15 protein-coding genes are annotated in these 20190 nt (G+C 67.2%); 4 read left to right on the top strand and 11 right to left on the bottom strand.

Annotated elements, in window-relative coordinates:
* On the bottom strand, nt 1–2382 hold the full coding sequence (locus tag D7X96_RS25510) for a DNA gyrase/topoisomerase IV subunit A (RefSeq protein WP_199746894.1): 2382 nt from the start codon (nt 2380–2382) through the stop codon (nt 1–3).
* A gap of 290 nt (nt 2383–2672) precedes the next feature.
* Nucleotides 2673–3392: a hypothetical protein gene (locus D7X96_RS25505; RefSeq protein WP_120548040.1), complete on the bottom strand. Its 720-nt coding sequence runs from the start codon at nt 3390–3392 to the stop codon at nt 2673–2675.
* 106 nt (nt 3393–3498) lie between these two features.
* Here D7X96_RS25505 and D7X96_RS25500 point away from each other — a divergent pair, with 106 nt between their 5' ends.
* On the top strand, nt 3499–4158 hold the full coding sequence (locus D7X96_RS25500; RefSeq protein WP_120548041.1) for an MBL fold metallo-hydrolase: 660 nt from the start codon (nt 3499–3501) through the stop codon (nt 4156–4158).
* Between the two features lie 95 nt (nt 4159–4253).
* On the opposite strand, the gene D7X96_RS25495 is transcribed toward D7X96_RS25500, so the two are convergent.
* The 4 genes from D7X96_RS25495 to D7X96_RS25490 form a co-directional block, all read right to left on the bottom strand.
* Nucleotides 4254–5351, bottom strand: coding sequence for an IS630 family transposase (locus tag D7X96_RS25495; RefSeq protein ID WP_121770949.1), 1098 nt, complete (start codon nt 5349–5351; stop codon nt 4254–4256).
* Nucleotides 5352–6239: 888 nt separating this feature from the next.
* Nucleotides 6240–7646 carry an ApeA N-terminal domain 1-containing protein gene (locus tag D7X96_RS39655; RefSeq protein WP_147468395.1) on the bottom strand — a complete coding sequence of 469 codons (1407 nt, stop codon included), beginning with the start codon at nt 7644–7646 and terminating at the stop codon, nt 6240–6242.
* The gene (locus D7X96_RS39650) at nt 7559–8290 is read right to left on the bottom strand and encodes a hypothetical protein (protein WP_147468394.1); all 732 of its coding nucleotides are present in this window, start codon (nt 8288–8290) and stop codon (nt 7559–7561) included. Before D7X96_RS39650 ends, D7X96_RS39655 begins: the two co-directional genes overlap by 88 nt.
* A 625-nt stretch (nt 8291–8915) precedes the next feature.
* Nucleotides 8916–9653 carry a M50 family metallopeptidase gene (locus D7X96_RS25490; protein ID WP_121770947.1) on the bottom strand — a complete coding sequence of 246 codons (738 nt, stop codon included), beginning with the start codon at nt 9651–9653 and terminating at the stop codon, nt 8916–8918.
* A 122-nt stretch (nt 9654–9775) separates the two neighbouring features.
* Between D7X96_RS25490 and D7X96_RS25485 the strand changes: the two genes are divergently transcribed.
* Together D7X96_RS25485 and D7X96_RS25480 are read left to right on the top strand one after the other, a co-directional pair.
* Complete coding sequence (locus D7X96_RS25485; RefSeq protein ID WP_120548043.1) at nt 9776–11953, top strand: S46 family peptidase; 2178 nt, start codon at nt 9776–9778, stop codon at nt 11951–11953.
* 1 nt (nt 11954) lies between these two features.
* Nucleotides 11955–12611 (top strand): DUF8685 domain-containing protein, encoded by a 657-nt coding sequence (locus D7X96_RS25480; RefSeq protein WP_121770946.1) that lies wholly within the window; start codon nt 11955–11957, stop codon nt 12609–12611.
* Between the two features lie 12 nt (nt 12612–12623).
* Here the strand turns inward: D7X96_RS25480 and D7X96_RS25475 are convergent, their stop codons facing one another.
* Complete coding sequence (locus D7X96_RS25475; protein ID WP_120548045.1) at nt 12624–13139, bottom strand: RNA polymerase sigma factor; 516 nt, start codon at nt 13137–13139, stop codon at nt 12624–12626.
* A gap of 178 nt (nt 13140–13317) precedes the next feature.
* Between D7X96_RS25475 and D7X96_RS25470 the strand changes: the two genes are divergently transcribed.
* Nucleotides 13318–15264, top strand: coding sequence for an APC family permease (locus D7X96_RS25470; RefSeq protein ID WP_121770945.1), 1947 nt, complete (start codon nt 13318–13320; stop codon nt 15262–15264).
* 23 nt (nt 15265–15287) lie between these two features.
* Here D7X96_RS25470 and D7X96_RS25465 read toward each other — a convergent pair whose 3' ends face one another.
* The 4 genes from D7X96_RS25465 to pilM form a co-directional block, all read right to left on the bottom strand.
* Entirely contained in the window at nt 15288–16919 is a 1632-nt protein-coding gene (locus D7X96_RS25465) for a sigma 54-interacting transcriptional regulator (protein WP_120548047.1), read from the bottom strand.
* Between the two features lie 119 nt (nt 16920–17038).
* A complete protein-coding gene (gene gspN / locus D7X96_RS25460; protein ID WP_120548048.1) occupies nt 17039–18019 on the bottom strand; it encodes a type II secretion system protein GspN in 981 nt (326 codons plus the stop codon).
* A gap of 3 nt (nt 18020–18022) precedes the next feature.
* On the bottom strand, nt 18023–18580 hold the full coding sequence (locus D7X96_RS25455) for a type II secretion system protein M (RefSeq protein WP_120548049.1): 558 nt from the start codon (nt 18578–18580) through the stop codon (nt 18023–18025).
* Nucleotide 18581: 1 nt separating this feature from the next.
* Nucleotides 18582–20189, bottom strand: coding sequence for a pilus assembly protein PilM (pilM, locus tag D7X96_RS25450; RefSeq protein WP_120548050.1), 1608 nt, complete (start codon nt 20187–20189; stop codon nt 18582–18584).
* Nucleotide 20190 lies beyond the last annotated feature (1 nt).

Raw genomic sequence — 20190 nt, 5'->3', positions numbered from 1 at the left:
CTACTCCTTCTTCTCCGGCAGCGGCACGAAGGTGACGGGCTTCGCCACCTCCTTCACCGTGTCGCGCTTGGACATCTCATGGCCCTTGCCGCCGCGGCCCGTCACGCCGAACTTCGCCGGTGACAGGTGCAGCTTGCGGCCCTTCTGCGTCTCGAACTCCAGCGTGGCGTCCTTCTGACTGGCCGGCGCCGCGAGGAAGTCCACCACCTTGTCGCCCGCGTCCACCTTGATGACCTGGACGCCCTTGCCCGGGCCGGCCAGTTCATTGACCTCCGACACCTTGCAGACGAGGGCGTTGGTCTTCTCCGTGAGGATGGCGAGCAGGTCCTTGTCGCCCACCGGCTGCGTGCCGATGATCTCGTCGCCCTCGCCCGTCTTCGCGTAGCGGCGGCCGGCGCGGGTGGACACTTCCGTGTGCGGCGCCAGCAGGAAGCGCAGGCCCAGGCCCTGGCGCGTCACCGCCACCAGCTTCTCCGGCTGGGGCAGGCGGGCGTCCTGGGACAGGGCGCCCACCACGCGCTCGCCGTCGTCGAACTTGAACAGCTTCTGCACCGGGTCGCCGTAGCCGGTGGAGGCCGGCACGTCGTTGAAGCGGGTGACGTACGCGGTGCCGAAGTTGCTGAACAGCACCAGGTTCGCCTTCAGGCTGCCGGCGAGCACCGCCATCACCGCGTCGCCTTCACGCAGGCGCGTGGTGGACGGGTCCTTCACCTCGCGCACGCGCTTGATCCACCCGTCGCGCGTGATCACGACGTGGGCGTCCTCGTCCGCGATGAACGCCTCCGCGGAGAACTCCATCTCCTCGGAGCCGGCGCCGCCAATGCGCGTGCGGCGCTTGTCGGTGTACGCCGTCTTCAGGCCGGCCAGCTCGTCGTGGATGACGGCCCAGCGCTTCTTCACGTCCTTGAGGATGCCCTCGATGCGCTTGATCTCCGCGCGCTTCTCCTTGAGCTCCTTCTGGACGATGAGGATCTCCAGGCGGGCCAGCTTGTAGAGGCGCATCTCCAGGATGGCGTCCACCTGGATCTCATCCATCTTGAAGCGCGCCATCAGCTTCTGGGCCGCGTCCTGCTTGCCCTCGGACTGGCGGATGATCCGGATGATCTCATCCAGCGCGTCGTAGGCCTTCTCGAAGCCCTCGAGGATGTGGACGCGCCGCTTGAGCTCCGCCAGCTCGTGCTCGAAGCGCTTGGTGACGATCTCCAGGCGGAAGTCGAGGAAGTAGCGGAGGATGGACTTGAGGTCCAAACGCTTGGGCGTGCCGACGTCCGGGTTGTCCGACGGCACGAGGCACGTGAGGTTCACGCCGAAGTTCGTCTGCAGCGGCGTGTGCTTGTAGAGGTACGCCATCACCAGCTCGGGGTTGGCGTCCTTCTTGAGCTCCAGCACGATGCGCACGTCCTTGGTGGACTCGTCGCGCACGTCCGTAATCAGCGGCAGCTTGCGCTCGCGGACCAGCTCGCCAATCTTCGCGACGAGCGTGGACTTGTTCACCGTGTACGGGATGGAGGTGACGACGATCATCTGACCGCCGCGCTTGAGCTCCTCCAGCTTGTACTCGCCGCGGATGCGGACGGAGCCCTGGCCCGTCTCGTAGATTTCGCGCAGCTCCTTCTTGTCGTTGAGGATCTGCCCGCCGGTGGGGAAGTCCGGACCCTTGATGAACTTCAGAAGGTCCTTCGTCTCCAGCTCCGGGTTGTTGATGAGCGCCAAGAGCGCGTCCACCAGCTCGCCCAGGTGGTGGGGCGGGATGTTGGTGGCCATGCCCACCGCGATGCCGGTGGTGCCGTTCATCAACAGCTGCGGCACGCGCGCCGGGATGACGACGGGCTCCTCGCGGGTGCCGTCGTAGTTGGGGCGGAAGCGGACGGTCTTGCTGTCCAGCTCACCCAAGAGCTCCGTGGCCAGCTTCTCCAGGCGGCACTCGGTGTAGCGGTAGGCGGCGGCGGAGTCGCCGTCCAGCGAGCCGAAGTTGCCGTGCCCGTCCACCAGCGGGTAGCGCAGGGAGAAGTCCTGCGCCATGCGCACCAGCGCGTCGTAGATGGCCGTGTCGCCGTGCGGGTGGTAGCGGCCCATGATGGCGCCGACGACCTGCGCGCACTTCTGGTACTTCGTGTCGAACGACAGGTTCAGGTCGTTCCACATGCCGTAGAGGATGCGGCGCTGCACCGGCTTGAGGCCGTCCCGCACGTCCGGAAGGGCGCGCGAGGTGATGACCGACAGGGCGTAGTTGAGGTACCGGCGGCGCGCTTCCTCGGCCAGGCCCGCGGGCAGACCGTCGCCGCCGCCACCGGCGCCGGACGCGCCGCCGCCTCCCTTGCCTCCGCCCCCTGCCGGGCCTCCCTGCTTCTTGCGCGACTTCGTTTCGGCTTCTGCGAGCATGGTCATGGAATCCAGATGGGTGTCACACGGGCCGACCGTCCCGCTCGTGACGCGGCGCGCGGGCGTGCCGCCGTGCGCGTTGCGACTACCAGTCGGGTCGGCCACTCGACGTCAGATGGCCGGGACTACCATGGGCCTCTGACATTGAGAACGAATTCGGGAGGTTGCGTCGTCTCCCACGCGGGACTTCTGTACGTCCGTACAGTCCTGTGCCTGCTTGAAACCCACCGCCAACCCCCCGGAATTCCGAAGGGAGCGAGGGCCTGGCCTGGCTGGCGGGCTGCTTGCGGCTAGCCGTTGTCGCCGGTGGTGTTGGCGCGGGGCTTCTTGCCCTCCGCGGCGTCCGGGGCGCGGCCCCAGTTGCCGCTGCCGCGCTTGAAGATCTGCACGCCCCGGCCGGAGCTGCCGCTGGCCATCCCGTTGATGGTGGCGGTCAGCGCCTTGCTCCCCGGCGGGTGGTAGATGACGCGCACCTTGCGGGCGGAGGGCAGCAGCGCGCTGGTGGCGTCCACCAGGAGGTACACGGTGGTGCCGTCCGTCTGGATGCGCTCCGGATCCTGCCGGTTGTTCAGGTCCGCGAGCAGCTCGCCCGCGTCCGCGCTGGTGGCGTCCGAGCCCAGCTGGCGCACCTTCACCCGCAGGGCGACCTCCGGGGGCGCGTCCTGGCGCTTGTACTCCCGCACGCCCTGGATGACGACCGCCAGGTCGGCGCCGTTCTCCGGGGCCTTGTCGGTGGACAGGCGGAGGCCGGACTGGGTGCTGGAGTCGGTGTCCAGGAAGAGGGTGACGTTGGCGCAGCGCTGCTTGCACTCCTCGCCGAACGGGTCCTTGTTGAACTTCAGCCGCATGGCGAAGTCGCTGCCCTGGGGCCCGATGGTGGCGTCCACGATGACGGGGCGCTCGTCATCCCCCGAGGGCTTGTAGCGGAGGGTGGAGGGAGTCCGCCCGGCGGCGGAGGCGGTCGCGCTGGCCAGGAGCGAGCAGAGGAGCAGGGTGGGCAGGCGCTTCACGGACGGAGACCTCCTGACGGCATGGGGCAGCAAAAAGTGGCATTCAAAGGGAACTGGCCCCGGCGCGGCAAGCCTGGGGCGTAGAGTGGCCGTCTGGAGGACAATCATGCCCACGCCGTACGTGCGTCAGCTCAAGCTCGGACCGATGGACAACTTCGTCTACCTCGTGGGGCCGCAGGACGGCCCGGAGGTGGTGGTGGTGGATCCGGCGTGGGACGTGCCGGCCATCGAGGCGGCGGTGGCCCAGGACGGCAAGCGCGTGGTGGGCGCCTTCGTGTCGCACTGCCACGGCGACCACATCAACGGCCTGGACGAGCTGCTGTCGCGCCACGACGTGCCGGTGTACGCGCAGGCGGAGGAGGTCGCCTTCTCCAGCGACCTGCGCAAGCGGGGCGGGGACGCGCTGCGGACCCTGAAGGCGGGGGACCCGGTCCAGGTGGGCGCGCGCACGTTCCATGCGCTGCACACGCCAGGGCATACGCCGGGCTCGCACTGCCTGCTGGCCGAGGACGCGCTCGTGTCCGGGGACACGGTCTTCATCAACGGCTGCGGCCGGTGCGACTTCCCGGGGGGCAGCCCGGAGGACATGTACCGCTCGCTGTCGCAGGTGCTGGCGAAGGTGCCGGACTCCGCGCGGCTGTACCCCGGACACGACTACGCGGACGTGCCGGTGGCCCAGATGGAGGCCATCCGCCAGAAGAACCCGTACTTCGGCTTCCCGGACATGGCGTCGTTCGTGGCCTTCCGGATGCGGCCGCGCAAGTAGCGGAGTGCTGGAGGCGCGGAGATGGCTGGCTGCACCAGCCAACGACGAGAGGCCCGGATGTCTAAAGAAGCGTGTTTCGGTAGGAGCAAATGGAACTAGTGTCCTGAGTCAGAAATACGGCGGCAGTAGCGCGCGAGGCTCTCGAGGATGTCGTCGGCGCTCTTGGTCCAAACGAATGGCTTGGGGTTGTCGTTCGTGTGGGCGATGTAGCGCTTGATAGCCTCTTCGAGGGCACGGGTGCTGCGGTGAGTGCCCCGGCGCAGTTGCCGCTCGGTGAGCAGCCCAAACCAGCGCTCGACGAGGTTGAGCCAGGAAGCGCTGGTAGGGGTGAAGTGCAGGTGGAAGCGTGGGCGCTTGAGCAGCCAGCGTTTGATGGCGGGCGTCTTGTGCGTCGAGAGATTGTCGAGCACCAGGTGCACCTCAAGGTGGGTGGGCACGTGCTCGTCGATGGTGTCGAGGAACTTCTTGAACTCCTGCGCCCGATGCCGTGCGTGGCATTGGCCAAGGACTTCTCCCGTGCGCGTGTCGAGCGCGGCAAAGAGACTCGTCGTGCCGTGGCGCACGTAGTCGTGCGTGTGGCGCTCCACGATTCCAGGGCCCAGAGGAAGCAGGGGTTGGGTGCGGTCCAGGGCCTGAATCTGGCTCTTCTCATCGACGCACAGCACCACCGCGCGCTCGGGTGGGCTCATGTACAGGCCCACGATGTCACGCACCTTCTCAACGAAGAGGGGGTCCTTCGAGAGCTTGAAAGTCTCGGCGCGGTGCGGCTTGAGACCAAAGGCGCGCCAGATGCGCGCCACCGCGCTTTGGCTCATGCCCATCTCCGTCGCCAAAAGACGCGTACTCCAGTGCGTTGCCCCCTTGGGCACGCTCTCCAGCGTGCGTGCCACCACCGCTTCGACGTGCGCATCCTGAATCTTGCGCGGCGCGCCCGGTCGCGGCTCGTCCAACAACCCCTCCAACCTCTTGTCCAGGAAGCGCCGACGCCAGCGCCCCACCGTGCCCCGCGTCACCTTGAGCTGCGCGGCCACGGCGATGTCACTGCCGCCCTCCGCACTCGCCAGGATGATTCGTGAGCGAAGCGCCAGCCCCTGCGCTGTCTTCGGCCGGCGCGCCCAACGCTCCAGCGCTTCACGCTCTTCAACGCTCAGGGCGTGCCTGGAGGCTGCGGACGGCGTCTTCTCGGTCGTCATTCTGACCCGAGACAACACCGTCCGCTCGAGGACTGCCACTGCTGGTTGCTTATTTCTGACTCAGGACACTAGGTGATGATGCACAGCGCGAAATACAGCATCGCGACATAGATGTCTTCTCGCTTCTCCCTGCGCATTAGCAGCCGGCGGAAGCGGTTGAGCCTGGAGGAGATTCTCTCGACGAGCCCGCGTGGCGAAGGGCGTCGACGCCGTGCGCGCTTGAGGCTGAGCTTGGAGCGACGTCTCGGCGCCCGGAGCCTGAAGCCCTACTCCAGGGCCAGCTCGCGCACGGGTCTGAAGGCATACCGCAGGTCGACACACAGCGTCTGATGACGGCTTCGACTCGGGCAGGGGACTTCGGACTGGAATCAATTCATGCGTGGAGTATGCCAGCTTGAAGTCGTTCGTGTTGGCGCCAGCGACCACGAGGCCGAGGGACGCCGCGCAAGTCTGTCGGTGGAATTGGGGCCGGTTTTCCCCCGCCCAGGGGCGCTTTGCCATGTGGGCTATTCAACGCGAGCCAGCACCAATCAAGTCTCGCCGGACTGCAATAAACCGGAAATCCCTGATGCCAGAACTCGCGGAAGACTCCAACGGCCGACTACGCCAGGAAGTGCTGGTAATCCGAAGGCCGATGACATCAGCCCCTGGCCGGCACCGCGCCCTGCTGAAGTTCCGTACTCAGTGTTTTGGGAGTTCAATCCAATGCCTGTCGATTGAAACTTGTGTTTCATGGCACCCCGGCGTGTACCTTGAAGATCTGACCGTAGCGTCTCGACGGAGCAGCCATAGACAGGTCGGTCCTCACCAGCCGCAACCCTTCTGGAGTTCGCTAGACAGCAGTTCCGTTTTTCTTGAGAGAAGGATGTTGGATACTAGAATCGGCCGTCAGAGACCACGCCAGTTGATCGATTCAAGTAGTCGCGCCTCGCAATCTTCCTTGGTGAACCCAACGAACTGAAGCGCTGCCATGTGAATTAATGCTCTCAGCTTTCGGTTGGTGTGTACCATTTCGATGCCAGGAACAGGAATGCCGTCGCGCAATGTAGCCCAGCGAAACGCCCTGCCAACAAGGTCTTCAAAGTCAATTGGTGATTGAATTTCAAGCTGGCGCTGAATAGTTGGTGTTAAAAGGTGCCGAATGAAGGCGGGAACTGCCAGAAGTTTCTCTGGCGGCAGGTAAGCATGGGCTGCCGTGGATGTGCTTAATATTGCTTCGCGTGCGTCCCGTTGTGCCTCTCGGGCCATGTTGGGGAATGCCTGCGAGAGATGTGCGAGAGTGAGCGTGGATGTTCGCAAATGATCTTCAATGTATCGCCCAGGCGAGCGCTCATAGCTCAGGTATGTTTCGACGAATCCAGGGGGGGTCGAGAATAGTCTCTGGATATTGGCCAGTCTGTCGCTGGAAATGTCGTTGAGGGTGAATAGCTGTCCAAGGGGATGCTGTTGTTTTTCGAGGAGGTGTTGTTTCCTTTCAATGCCTTCTTGTTTCTTTGGAGGGGCAATGCGGGCACTGAGAACGTCGTAACTGTGCTTGCTGCCTGTTGGGTTGACGGCGATATGCGTGATTTTCGAGTGTGCACGGTGTGCGATGGTGAGCATTAACTCGAATATGGGGGAAACCGAATTCAAGATCTCGTCGAGCGTAAGCGCCGTTGATAGGTTAATATGAATGAAGGGGTGCCTATCGAGCTGGATTTGAGTGTCCCCCCAAGTTCCTGTTGTCTTCCAAATGAACGAAACCTCCCAAGGTGGTAGAGAGAGGCGGGAGACGGTGATCGGCTCTACATCTTCAGGTAGATTGATGGCGATTGTGTTGCCCGACGCTAGCGGTGGTGGGGGCGGCATGAATGATGTGAGCCCGTTAAGAGCGAGAACGACTTTGTCGAAAACCGTAGTTGCTGTGATGGTTTTTCGACCAATGACAGCTCTGCCGACAAACCATCGTTCGCTTGTGCCTCCAATTCCGAAGCGCTGCTGTGTTCGAAGGCAATTTGTGAGTGTTAGCGCATGGCCATGAAATGGGCTATCGGCGATTGCTCCTTCGATGGTTACTGCAGCGTCAGAATCAAGTATTGCCTCTTCTTCGGCGCGCAGTGTTCCGTGTATTTCGATGGCGAGTTCTCCGTCGGCCCCTATCTCGAAATATCCTGAGGCCGAATCGCCGCTGTTGAGCGAAAAAACACCGCGATATCGAGCGGAAGTTGTCATGCGTAAAATGGTTCCATGAATGGCCTGCCTGCGAGCTTTCGCTCCCACCAAATAGGCTTGGGTTTTTGTGTGAGCGATTCCCATGACTCAATGGCATCAATGATGCCTGAGAGCGTTTTTTCGGAAATTGGCTCCACGGGGAGTGTTATTGTTATGTTTGCTTTGTCTTGTTTGATTTCGGTGCGTTCGTGATCTGGACTTAGGCAGACTGTGATTTTCCGGCGACTGTCTGGTGTGATGGTTAAAGCCAATGAGTCGTCTTTGTCGTCTGTTTTCCAGGCCAGCGGCCACTCTCGTTCAAGAAGTTGAAGATGGCTTAGAATGTCGGCCTGGATTGTGGATTTGATTAAATTCCATTGTAGGTGTTGGGGGGTCGTTGCACGCAGTCCACTGTGTGCAAGCTCTGCCGCAAGTTGGAAATCTCCACCGTTGAGGGCTGCGTTAGCACCCATTTCGGCAATTAGGCTGTGTTCTGGCTCCTGTTGAACCTCCCTGAGCGTGCGTTGTTCTAGTTCTGCTGCCTTTCTTAGTAGTTGTTTGCTTTCTTTTTTGTTTCTCTCATTGCGTGCGCTGCGCAGTAGTTCAATGGCTTGTTGGTGGGAAGGCGGCGGCGGTTGGCGGTGTTTCGATGAAGGGGGAGATTCAGCCGCAGTGGCTGAAAGCCCAATAGGCTCATCGGATATGTCCAGGGCTTCGTTGGGCGGATTGTTATCGGACTTGGTAGTCATCGATTAGTTGTTCCAGTCTGGCGAGTTCTGGTTTCTGCACCTGAAGGCTTGCGAGTTCTGCACGAACTGTCCAGTCTGTGCACTCAACTGCTCTTATTTTGTCGCTTTTGTAAAAGGCCAGTGCCTTGGGGTTGTTAAGACTCTGGAAAACTACGCGACTTGCTCCGATTTCTCCCGCTCGAAACCCAATTAGTCCGAAGACGAATTGGCCGAGGCCGCAGCGCTGCCTGTCTGGGCGAATTTTGAAAAAGTCTAGTCGGTAAGCATCACCGAGTATCGTCTTGCTGTGGTCAAGCCAAATGGCCACTATTGAATTGTCTTGGTCTTTTACGACGAAGCGCTCGGTGCGATTCTGGCCAAACTCATGAAAGCTCCACTCATGGCTTTCGTCGTATGGTTGGCCAGCGTTCAGTCCATACCACTCAAGATCAACCTGCTTAAGTGCGTCGAGTGTTCCACTTTCAACCCGAAATGTACCACGCTCCTGGATATGCCAGCTTTTTGTGGTTAGAGCAGTGTCTGGGACTGCTGGATAGAAGTGCTTTGGGGGCCGTATTGGCCTTGTCGGTCGTGAAATTGATGTCGTCACTCACGCAACCTCGCGCGATATTTCAGGAGTTCGATTCTATATCCGCCGCGCGCGGGCCATGGGCGGCATCTTCACGCCGCCGGAAGGCTTCGCGTGCATGGCCCAGTACGCGGACACGCCCAGCAGCGCCAGGGACAGGAGCGTCCACAGGGCCGCCCAGACGACGGACGGCACCCACGTCTCACTGGCGAGGATGGCCGCGTCGCTCTGGGCGCGTACCGCGCTGTTCCACAGGTCGTCCCTCAAGTCGAAGACGACGTAGAGCGCGGTGAAGGCCGCGAGGAACAGGTTGAGCGCGTCCACCAGGCCCGTGGGCAGGAAGCGCGCGCCCAGCCCCATGGCCAGCGCCATGCCCAGGCAGAAGGCCAGGGTGAAGAGGTCACCCGCGTAGAAGAAGCCCATCACCGCCAGCCACACGGACGCCGCGCCCATCACCGCGCGGCCCAGCCGGAATCGGAAGGTGGCCAGCATCAGCGCCGCGCCCGCCACCGCGCTGCCCAGGTAGCCTGCGGACGACACGATGACGCGGTTGATGACGCCGGGCGGCAAGCGGCTGAAGCAGGTGCCGCCCTCGTTCACCTGGAGGTGCACCCGGTCCACCGAGCCCCCCACGAGCAGCGAGGCGATGGCATGCCCGCTCTCGTGCATCATCACCACCAGCACCTTCACCGGCCACAGCACCGGCGAATACCAGAAGTACCAGGACGCCCCCATCAGGAGCAGCAGCAGCGCCAGCCTTCCGAAATCCAGTGTCGCCCCGCTCGCGGTCCGCATCGCTGGTCCCCTCCTGCCTGGACACCGGAACATCCAAGCGCGTTCCATCTTCCGCGAAAACGCGCGCCCCGGACACCGGAACGGTCGCGCCGGGGCGGCGGACGGGGTAGGGATGGGGCACCATGAAGAAGACGCTCCTTCTCCTCTCGCTCGTGGCAGCCCCGGCCTTCGCCGGGGAAGGGAAGTGGACCCCGCAGCAGGTGCTGGAACTGAGCCCCGCCTGGCTCAAGGCCCAGGGCCTCCAGCTGCCGCCCAGCAAGCTGTGGGACCCCAAGCGCGGCACGGGCCTCTTGGCGGGCACGGTGAACACCAGCGGCTGCTCCGGGTCGTTCATCTCCGCCTCCGGCCTCATCATCACCAACCACCACTGCGCCTTCGCCATCATCCAGGAGCACAGCTCCCCGCAGAAGGACCTCATCACCGACGGCTTCCTCGCGAAGAGCCAGTCGGAGGAGCTGCCGGGCAAGGGCTCGCGCGTGCAGGTGCCGCGCGGCTTCAAGGACGTGACGGCGGAGATCAACGGCGCCGTGCCGCAGGGCGCGGACGACCTGGCGCGCTACAAGGCCATTGACCGCAAGCAGAAGGAGCTGGTCGCCGAGTGCGAGAAGCGCCCCGCCACCCGCTGCCAGGTGGCCACCTTCGACGGCGGCGTGAACTACACGCTGGTGGACGCCGTGGAGCTGCAGGACATCCGCCTGGTCTACGCGCCGCCGCGCGCCGTGGGTGAGTACGGCGGCGAAGAGGACAACTGGATGTGGCCGCGCCACACCGGCGACTTCGCCATCATCCGCGCGTACACCGCGCCGGACGGCGCCTCCGCCGCGTACAGCGACAAGAACGTGCCCTACAAGGCGGAGTTCTTCTTCCCGCTGTCCACCGAGGGCGTGAAGCCGGGCGACTTCGTGATGGTGCTGGGCTACCCGGGCACCACGTTCCGCACGCTGCTGGCGGACGAGATGGCGGAGCGCCAGGCGCGCTACTACCCGGCCATCCGCGACGTGCTGGGCGAGGCCATCCGCATCCTGGAGGCGGAAGGGGAGAAGGACCCCGCCGGGAAGATCGCCGTGGCCTCGCAGCTCAAGGGCCTGCACAACGTCTACAAGAACGCGGGCGGGCAGCTGGCGGGCCTGAAGCGCGGCCACATCGTGGAGAAGCAGCGCGACGCGGAAGCCGCCACCGTCGCCTGGGCGCGGAAGGACAGCGCGAAGTGGGGCGAGTCCCTCAAGGCCCGCGAGGCGCTGCTCGCGGAGCAGAAGGAATCCTCGAAGACGTTCGACCGCGAGTTCCTGCTGAACATGGCCGGCCGTCTGGCGCGCGGGCCCGCGCTGGCCACCACCGTGTCCCGGCTGGCCATGGAGCGCGCGAAGCCGGACCTGGAGCGCCGCCCGGAGTACATGGACCGCGAGCTGCCGCGCACCAAGGACCGCCTGGAGCGCGAGCAGAAGAACCTCTTCCTCGCCGCGGACAAGGCGCTGCTGCACGCGTTCGTGAAGCGCGCGCAGGCGCTGCCCGCGGACGCGCGCATCGCGGCCGTGGATGCCACGTTCGGCAAGACGTACTCGCAGAAGGACGTCACCGCGAAGATCGACTCGCTCTACGCGGGCACGAAGGTGTTCACGCTCGCCGAGCGCCTGAAGATGGCGGACGAGTCCGTGGGGCAGCTGGCCGCGCGGCGCGACCCGCTGCTGGCGTACGGCATGGAGCTGGCGAAGGAGCTGGCCGCGCTGGATGACACGCGCGACCGGCGCCAGGGCGCGTCCTCGCGGCTGCGGCCGGCGTGGCGCAAGGCGGTGATGGCGCAGGCGGGCAAGCCCATTGCTCCGGACGCCAACAGCACGCTGCGCGTGTCGTTCGCCAAGGTGCAGGGCTACACGCCGCGCGACGGCGCGCTGTACCTGCCGCAGACGACGCTGACGGGCATGCTGCAGAAGCACACGGGGGAGGAGCCCTTCAACGCGCCGGAGAAGGTGCGCGCGGCCGCGGCGGCGAAGAAGTTCGGCACGTGGGTGGACCCCCGGCTGAAGGACGTGCCGGTGGACTTCCTGGCGGACGCGGACACCACGGGCGGCAACTCCGGCAGCCCCACGGTGAACGGCAAGGGGCAGCTGGTCGGCGTGAACTTCGACCGCGTGTGGGAGAACGTCGCGAACGACTTCGGCTACAATCCGGACGTGGCCCGGAACGTCAACGTGGACGTGCGCTACCTGCTGTGGCAGCTCGACCAGGTCGAGGACGCGGACGCGCTCTTGCGCGAGCTCAACGTGCGCAAGGGTAAGCCGGTGGCCAAGGAGGCGCGCTGACATGTCGGACGCGGGAGCGGGACCCAGACCTCTTCCCACCTTCCGCCCCGACGAACGGGTGTGCGGCAACTGCAAGCTCTGGAGTCCGCACTCCGAGGACCACCGTGGCTGGGTGGGGCCGTGCCGCGTCTACACCTCGCGCGGCCTGTTCCCGCCCTCCGCGCCCATCTGTGACAAGTACGCGCCCCGGGGCTCCGCGGCCCCTGCGGCGCCCCTCGTTTCGAGCAACCGGACGCGCCCCGCGCGCAGCGTGGCGCCCGTGGTGGTGCGCCACCGCGCGGATCCGCGCGCGGTGGTGGACCTGGAAGGGCTGAACATGACGCGCGAAGAGCTGATGGACATCTTCCGGGAGGCGGCGGGCCTCAGTGATCCGCCGCTCGCGGGCAAGTGGGAGGGCGGCACGGTGCGGCTCGTCCCGGGCAACCCGGAGCTGCAAGCGAAGGACCTGCCCATCGACAACCTGTTCCACAAGGTCACGATGGTGCGCGACCGCATCCGCGTGCTGGAGCAGAAGCTCAACGCGCACCCCAAGCTCTCGGACGCGGAGAAGGCGGAGATGCAGGGCTACATCACCCGCGTCTACGGCTCGCTCACCAGCTTCAACCTCCTCTTCAAGGAGAAGGGCGACCAGTTCGTGGGCAGCAAGGGCGACGAGTAGACGCTTCGTGCCTCAGGGCCGCTGGCCGCGCTCCTCCATCACGGTGAGGGCGCGCTGGCGGCCCCGGTGCAGGGCGCTCTTCACGGTGCCCTCGGGGATGTGCAGGAGCCGGGCGATTTCGGCGGAGCCCAGGCCGCGCACCTCGCGCAGGTAGAGCACCTGCCGCTGCTGGGGGTTCACCTCCTCCAGCGCTTCGTGGAAGTGGCGCTGCATCTGCTTGCCCACGGCGTGGGCCTCCGGCGACACGGTCTCTTCCGGTGCGTGCGTCAGCCGCTCGCGGCGGCGCCGGGAGCGCAGCCAGTTGATGCTGCTGTTGACCATCACCCGGTGCAGCCAGGTGGTCCACGTGGCGCGCCCGTCCAGGCCGGGGGGCTGCCGCGACAGGCGCAGGAAGACGTCCTGCACCACGTCCTCCGCGTCGTCGGTGTCCCCCACGATGCGCCGGGCGATGGCCAGCGCCCGGGGACGGTACTCGGCGTACAAGTCATCCAGGGTGGGGAAGGCGAGGACGGCGGCGTGCGGGCCCATGGTGGATGGTCTCCTGTGTCTCCTTCGTGAAACGAACGGGCCCGCGAAAGGGTCTATCGCCCTGGGGGGCATGCGACCGGGGGGCCGTGTTTCGTCCGGAATCCGGTGCCCACCTTCCGGCCCAGGGGGATACGCCGCCATGGCTCAACTGGCCGAGTACGGACGCAGGAGGCCATTCATGCCCCGGCGCCAGCAGGGCCACGGCCTGATGGACCTGCTCCTGGGGCGCCCGCTCACCAATGCCCAGGCGAGGCAGGAGAAGACGGGCGTCCTCACCGGCGTGGCCCTGCTGGGGCTGGACGCGCTGTCCTCCGCCGCGTACGGCCCGGAGGCCGCGCTCACCGTGCTGCGCCCGCTGGGGGCCTCGGGGGTGTGGCTGCTGCTGCCCATCACCGCCACCATCGTGGGGCTGTTGATGATCGTCGCGGGCTCGTACGCGCAGACCCTCGCCGCGTACCCCAGCGGCGGCGGCGCGTACTCGGTGGCGAAGCAGAACCTGGGGCGGGGCGCGGGGCTGCTCGCGGCGACGGCGCTGATGCTGGACTACCTGCTCAACGTGGCGGTGGGCATCTCCGCGGGCACGGGCGCGCTGGTGTCCGCGCTCCCCGCCCTGCGGCCCTACACCCTGCCCATCACCCTGGGCCTGCTGACGCTGCTCACCCTGGTGAACCTGCGCGGCGTCAGCGAGGCGGGCGCCGCGTTCGTCGTGCCCACGTGGTTCTTCATCACGTCGCTGGGCGTGGTGCTGGCCGTGGGGCTCTACAAGCTGGCCATCGGTGAGGCGGCGCCCGTGCGGCAGCCGCCGCCCCTGGCGGTGCCCACCGCGTCCCTGGGCGCGTGGCTGGTGATTCGCGCCTTCGCCAGCGGGTGCACGGCGATGACGGGCGTGGAGGCCATCAGCAACGCCGTGCCCCTCTTCCGTGACCCCACCATCCGCCGCGCCCGCGCCACGCTGGGCATCATCGTGGGCACGCTGGTGACGATGCTGCTGGGCATCGCGCTCCTGTGCCGCGCGTACGGCGTGGGCGCCACGGACCCCGACGGCGCGAACTACCAGACGGTGCTGTCGCAGCTCATCGCGGCGGTGATGGGGCGCGGCGCCTTCTACTTCGTGGCCATGGCCGCCATCCTCTGCGTGCTCGCGCTGTCCGCGAACACCAGCTACGCGGGCTTCCCGCTCGTCTGCCAGGTGCTGGCGCGCGAGCGCTACCTGCCGCCGGGCTTCGCCCACCGGGGCCGCAGGCTCGCGCTGTCGCGCGGCATCCTCACCCTGTCCGGACTCGCGGCCGTGCTGCTCATCGTGTGCAGGGGCATCACCGACCGGCTCATCCCCCTGTTCGCCATTGGCGCGCTGATGGCCTTCACCCTGTCGCAGGCGGGCATGGTGGTGCACTGGGGCCGCCACCGGGAACAGGAGGGCTGGCGCTGGCGCCGGGCCCTCAACGGCGTGGGCGCGGTGATGACGGCGCTCACGCTGTGCATCGTGGGCGTGTCCAAGTTCAGGCACGGCGGCTGGGCCGCGTTCGTCCTCGTGCCCGTGGGGCTCATGGTGCTGGCGCGCGTCCACGCCGCGTACACGCGCACGCGGCAGGCGACGGAGCTGAAGCGGCCCCTGCTGCTGACGCCCCCGTCGCCCATGGTCGCCGTGGTGCCCGTGGACCGCTGGTCCCACGCGTCGGAGACGGCGCTGCGCTTCGCGCTGACGCTGAGCGACGACGTGCGCGCGGTGCACATCTGCAGCGGTGACACCGACGAGGCGGCGCTGGACTCGCAGTGGCAGCACTTCGTCCAGCAGCCGCTCCTGGAGGCGGGACGGACGCCTCCGCCGCTCGTGCACGTGGGGTCGCCGTACCGCGTGCTGGTGTGGCCGCTGATGGACTATCTGGACGCGCTGCTGGAGGAGGTGCCCGGGGGCACCGTGGCCATCGTGCTGCCGGAGTTGCTGGAGCGGCGCTGGTACCGGGCCATGCTCTACGGCCGCCGCTCGGAGCTTTTGCGCAGCGCGCTGCTGTTGTCCGGCGAGCGGCGCCTGGTGGTGGTCAGCGTGCCCTGGTACCTGCGCACGGACGCGCACCCGGCGCCGCACTCCGCCTGGGGCGCCCCCGCCCACCCCGGGAACGGGTAGGGCGGAAGGGGCCCGGCTTCACGTCACTCCTGCTCGTCCTGCTTCGTCAGGCCCCAGTCCTTCAGGCGCTTGAAGAGGGTGGAGCGCGCGAGCCCCAGCTCTCGGGCCACGCGCTCGCGGTTGTTGTTGAAGCGGCGCAGGGCGGTTTCGATGATCTGCCGCTCCAGCTTCTCCAGCATCTGCTCCAGCGTCATGCCCGGCGGCAGCTCCGGCACGGTGATGCCCGTCTCGCGGTTGACCTCCTGGTCGAAGGACAGGTCGCTCGCGTCGATGGACGGCCCCTTGCGCAAGAGCAGCGCGCGGTGCACCACGTTGCGCAGCTCGCGGATGTTGCCCGGCCAGGCGTGCTGCTGGAGCCGGTCCAAGGCCGCCGGGGTGAAGCGCACCGTCTGCCCGCGCGGGGCGAACGTGCGCACGAAGTGCTCCGCCAGCGCCACCACGTCTCCCCGGCGGTTGCGCAGGGGCGGCAGGTGCAGCGGCACGACGCACAGGCGGTAGTAGAGGTCCTCGCGGAAGCGGCCCTCGCGCGCCGCCGCCAGGAGGTCGCGGTTGGTGGCCGCCACCACGCGCACGTCCACGTGCAGCGGGCGGCTGGCGCCCACGCGCTTGATTTCGCCGCTCTCCAGCGCGCGCAGCAGCTTCGCCTGGAGGTCCAGGGGCAATTCGCCAATCTCGTCGAGGAACAGCGTGCCGCCGTCCGCCTCCTCGAAGGCGCCCTTGCGCGCGCCCACGGAGCCGGTGAACGCGCCCTTCTCGTGGCCGAACAGCTCGCTCTCAATCAACTCCTTGGAGATGGCGGCGCAGTTGACCGGGATGAGCGGCCGGTTCGCGCGCGGCGAGCACGCATGCAGCGCGTTCGCCACCAGCTCCTTGCCCGTGCCGGACTCGCCCAGGATGGTGACGGCCGCGGTGGACGGCGCCACGCGCTGGATGAGGTCCGTGAGCTGCCGCACGGACGGGTCGCTCCCGAGGATGCCGTGGAAGGCCTGCGCCTCCTTCTTCGCCGCGGGCACGGCCTCAAGAATCAGCTCCGCCTCGCCCACGCGCAGCGTGGTGGGCAGCGTCACCTCCGCCTCGAAGAGGCGCACCGGCCCCAGCCAGGTGCCGTTGGTGGAGCGCAGGTCCACGACGTGGAAGACGCCGTCGCGGCGGGTGACCTTCAGGTGCCGGCCGGAGATGAACCGGTCCTGGAGCACCAGGTCGTTGCCCGCGTCCTTGCCCACCGTGAAGCTGTCGCCGGTGAGCCGGTGCACGGCCTCCGTGCCGCCCTGCTTCACGCGCAGCTGCGCGGCCTGCCAGCGCTGGGAGTCGCGCCCCTGCACGACGGTGGCGCTGCCGGCCTCCGTGGCCGCGTCCGCGTCATCGCTGGCGCCGTGCTGGCGGAACACCGCGCGCCACTGGCCCAATTCGATGTCCGCGCCGTCGGGCAGGTCCGCGCGCTCCACCGTGGCGCCCGCGACCTTCGTGCCCTTGCCGGACAGGTCCTCCACGCGGCACTTCTGTCCGTCCCACAGGAGGGCCACCTGCTGGCGGCTCACCTCCGGATCCGGAATGGCCACGTCGCTCGAGTCGCCCCGGCCGAGCACCACCCGCGCCCGGTCCACCGCCACCCGCAGCACTTCCTCGCCTCGACGGAAGAACACCAGCTCCGGCATTACGAACTCTCTCCCAAGCCCGGACACCCCAGGGCCGCGCGCAGCGCTTTACACGGCGCGTGCGCGGGCATCAACCGGGGCCGACCGCAGGAGGGGGGAGGGCCGGAACCGACCCCGCCCTACCGCTTGGGGCCGAAACGGGGGCTGCTCACCATGCCGCTGAGCCGGCCGCCGCGCCAACCCGGCTTGTCCCGGTCCTGCGGCAGCATGTTCACCGCGAGCGCCAGGGGGCCCAGCCGCTGCTGGAAGGCCTGCTCGAACTTCAGCCCCACGTCCAGGGCCAGCTCGCTGTACTCCAGCCGGCGGCCCAGCTTCACGGTGCCGGTGCCGGTGCCCTCCAGGTCCTCGCTCTTGAGGTTCAGGTCGCGCACCGTGCCCAGGCCCTTGTCGAACTGGAGGTCGCCGCGCAGCTCACCCAGCACCACGCGCGGCAGCTCCATGGGCATCGCGGGGCCGCCGCCCATGGGGATGGCCGCCTTGCCGCCCTTGATGGTGAGCCCCTGGGTGTCCACCACCACCGTGCCGGACGCCTGGGACCAGTCCACCGGCTGGCCGCGAATCATCGTCCCGGGCGCCTGGAGCGCGAGCTTCGCGTTGAGCGTGCCCTCCATGTCCACGCCCGTGTACTTCGGCAGGTTGCCGCCGCCGGCCTGCACGCCGTCCACGTCCACGTTCAGCGACGTGCCGCTCATGCCGCCCACGTGGATGTTCACCGTGCCGCCCATGCCCTTGAGCTTCGCCACCACGCCCACCGGGAAGAGGGAGGGGCGCAGCGCCACGCTGTCGAAGACGAGCGCCTCGCCCAGCTCATCCGGGCCCAGCCCGCCGGACTCGCCCCGGGCGAGCGCCGCGACGGACTCAGCACCTAGCGGCGTGGGCGGCTTGCTCACGCGCACGTTGGTGGCGGTGACGCCGGACAGGCCCGGACGCAGGCCGCCAATGCGCACCGCGAGCCCGTGGGCCGCGGCCTCCGTCACCAGCCGCGTGCGGACCGCGTCGTACGGGAACGTGAACATCAGGCAGAGGACGAACGCCACCACCGCGAAGGCGGCGTAGCCCACGACGAGCTTCCAGCGGGCGGTCTTCGATTCAGTGGCCATGGGTTATTGCTTCATCCGGTAGGTGGCGACGGTCGTCCACGCCGTCAGGGTGTCCGTGGCGGGCCGGGGCTCCACGCGCAGGTACTTCACCTTCACGATGCCCGGGCCCGTCTCCACCGTGCGCAGGAAGTCCGTCAGCTTGCGCAGGTCCACGTCCGTGAAGGTCAGCTCCACGGAGCTTTCGATGATCTTCCCGTCCCCCACGCCCACGTCGCCCTTGGGCGTCATGTTGGGGACGGTGAGGCCCGCGGCGGTGGCCTTGTCTTCAATGTACGTGATGAGGCGCACGTTGCTCTGGGTGAGCTGCTGCTCCACGTTCTGCCGCTCCGCCTGCGCCTGGCCGTAGCTGGTCGCCAGCGCCTGCACCTCCTGCAGCTTCGCCAGCTTGTCCTGCGTGCGGCGGCGGTAGCCGTTCGCGCTGTTGGCGAAGCTGAAGAGGGTGACGAAGAGCACGAACACCAGCACCGCGGAGCCGGCCAGCGCCACGAGCTTGCGCTCGCGGTCGCTCAGCCGCTCGAACCAGGTCTGGAGGGGCGCGAAGAGTTCTTTGATCTTTCCCATGTCAGGTCTCTCCCCCCTGCGGCTCGCCGGGGCACTGCACCTGCACGTCCAGGCGGAAGGTCACCTTCTGCCCGTCGCGAGTCTTCTCCACCTTGCCCTCCTTCACGTCCTTGAAGCAGCGGTGGCCCTTCAAGGCGGCGGAGAGCGTGTCGATCTGCTTGGAGCTGTCCGTCTCTCCCTGGAGCATGATGCGGTCCAGGTCCACCTGGATGCGGTCGAACTTCACCGGCACCTCCGGCGGCACGCGCTGGGTGACCTCCGCCAGCAGGTTCACGGCGGACATGGCGGGCAGCGCCGCGGCGGGGCTCTCCACGCCCTTGAGCATGTTGAGCGCGCGGTCGTAGTTCGTCTCGCAGGTGCCCAGGATGCGCTGGGTCGTCTTGCAGAGCACCGCGTCCACCTCCGCCTCGCGCCGCGACAACACGGTGTTGCGCACGACGCCGAACGCGATGAGCAGCAAGAGCAGCGTCACCGCGAAGGACGCCAGCAGGCCCAGCCGGTCCTTCACGTAGTCGTAGCCGCCCTTGAAGGCGAACTCACCCCGGCGCAGGTTGAAGCGAGGCGCCTTCGCCCCGGCCGCGTTGCCGCGCATGGCCAGCGCGTACGCCTGCGCCGCGGACGGCGTCTCCTTGGCGCCAATCGTCGCGGCCGCGTCCGCCGGCAGCGCCAGCACGCGCACCGGCAGGTTCAAATCCTTGGACAGCTGCTCGGCCAGACCCGGCATCCGCGCCGTGCCGCCGCACAGCACCACCGCGGAGACCTGCCGGCGGGTGCGCGCGGCGAAGGACTTGAACGACGGACGCAGCTCGCGCAGCACCGGCTGCAGGCCGCGCACGAAGGCGTTCGCGGCGCGCTCGGCGTCCGGGCCCTGGGCGGCGCTGGCCATGGCGCCGTGCGCTTCCTTCCACGCGTGGGCCTCCGGCAGCGTCGTCTGGAACTCCGTGGCCAGGGCTCGCGTCAGGTCGCGCCCGCCGCCCGCGAAGGTGCGCGCGAACTCCACGCCCTTGCCCGGCTGGCCAATGGCCACCGACGTGCGCTCATGGCCGATGTCCACCACCGCCACCGGGCCGCCCTCGGACGCGCCCTCGAAGAGGCCGGGCATCTGCGTGAAGAGGTTCTGGTACGCGAGCGCCGGATGGGTGATGACGCGCGGATCCACCTGGAGTCCGCCCAGCAGCGCCAGCAGCGACTGGAGCTCCTCCTTCTTCACCACGCCCACCAGCAGGTCCGCGGCCTTCTCCTTGCCGCCGGTGTCCTTCTGGCCGACCACCTGGTAGTCGTAGACGACCTCCGAGATGTCGAACGGCAGCTGGCTGCCCACCTCGAAGGGCAGCGTCGCCTCCACGCGCTTGCTGTCGGAGAAGGGCAGGCTCACCGCGTGCGTGGTGAGGGACGGGCCGGGCAGGGCGATGACGACCTGATCCACGTGCCCCGCCGGCATCTTCCCGAGCAGCTCCTCCACCGCGGCGCGCAGCGTCTCCGAGCGCTCGCCCTCCTGCGCGCGGCGCACCTCCGCGTAGGCCTGGGTGCTTTGGCTTTTCGCTCCGGAGTTGAGCACCACTCCCTTCACGGAGTGGCTTCCCAGGTCCAGGCCAAGAATGCGGGCCATG

This window comes from Corallococcus interemptor (genome assembly GCF_003668875.1).
GTDB classification, from domain to species: Bacteria; Myxococcota; Myxococcia; order Myxococcales; family Myxococcaceae; genus Corallococcus; species Corallococcus interemptor.
Note: the sequence above shows the minus strand (reverse complement) of the source record. Positions and strands in the feature narration are given on the sequence as shown.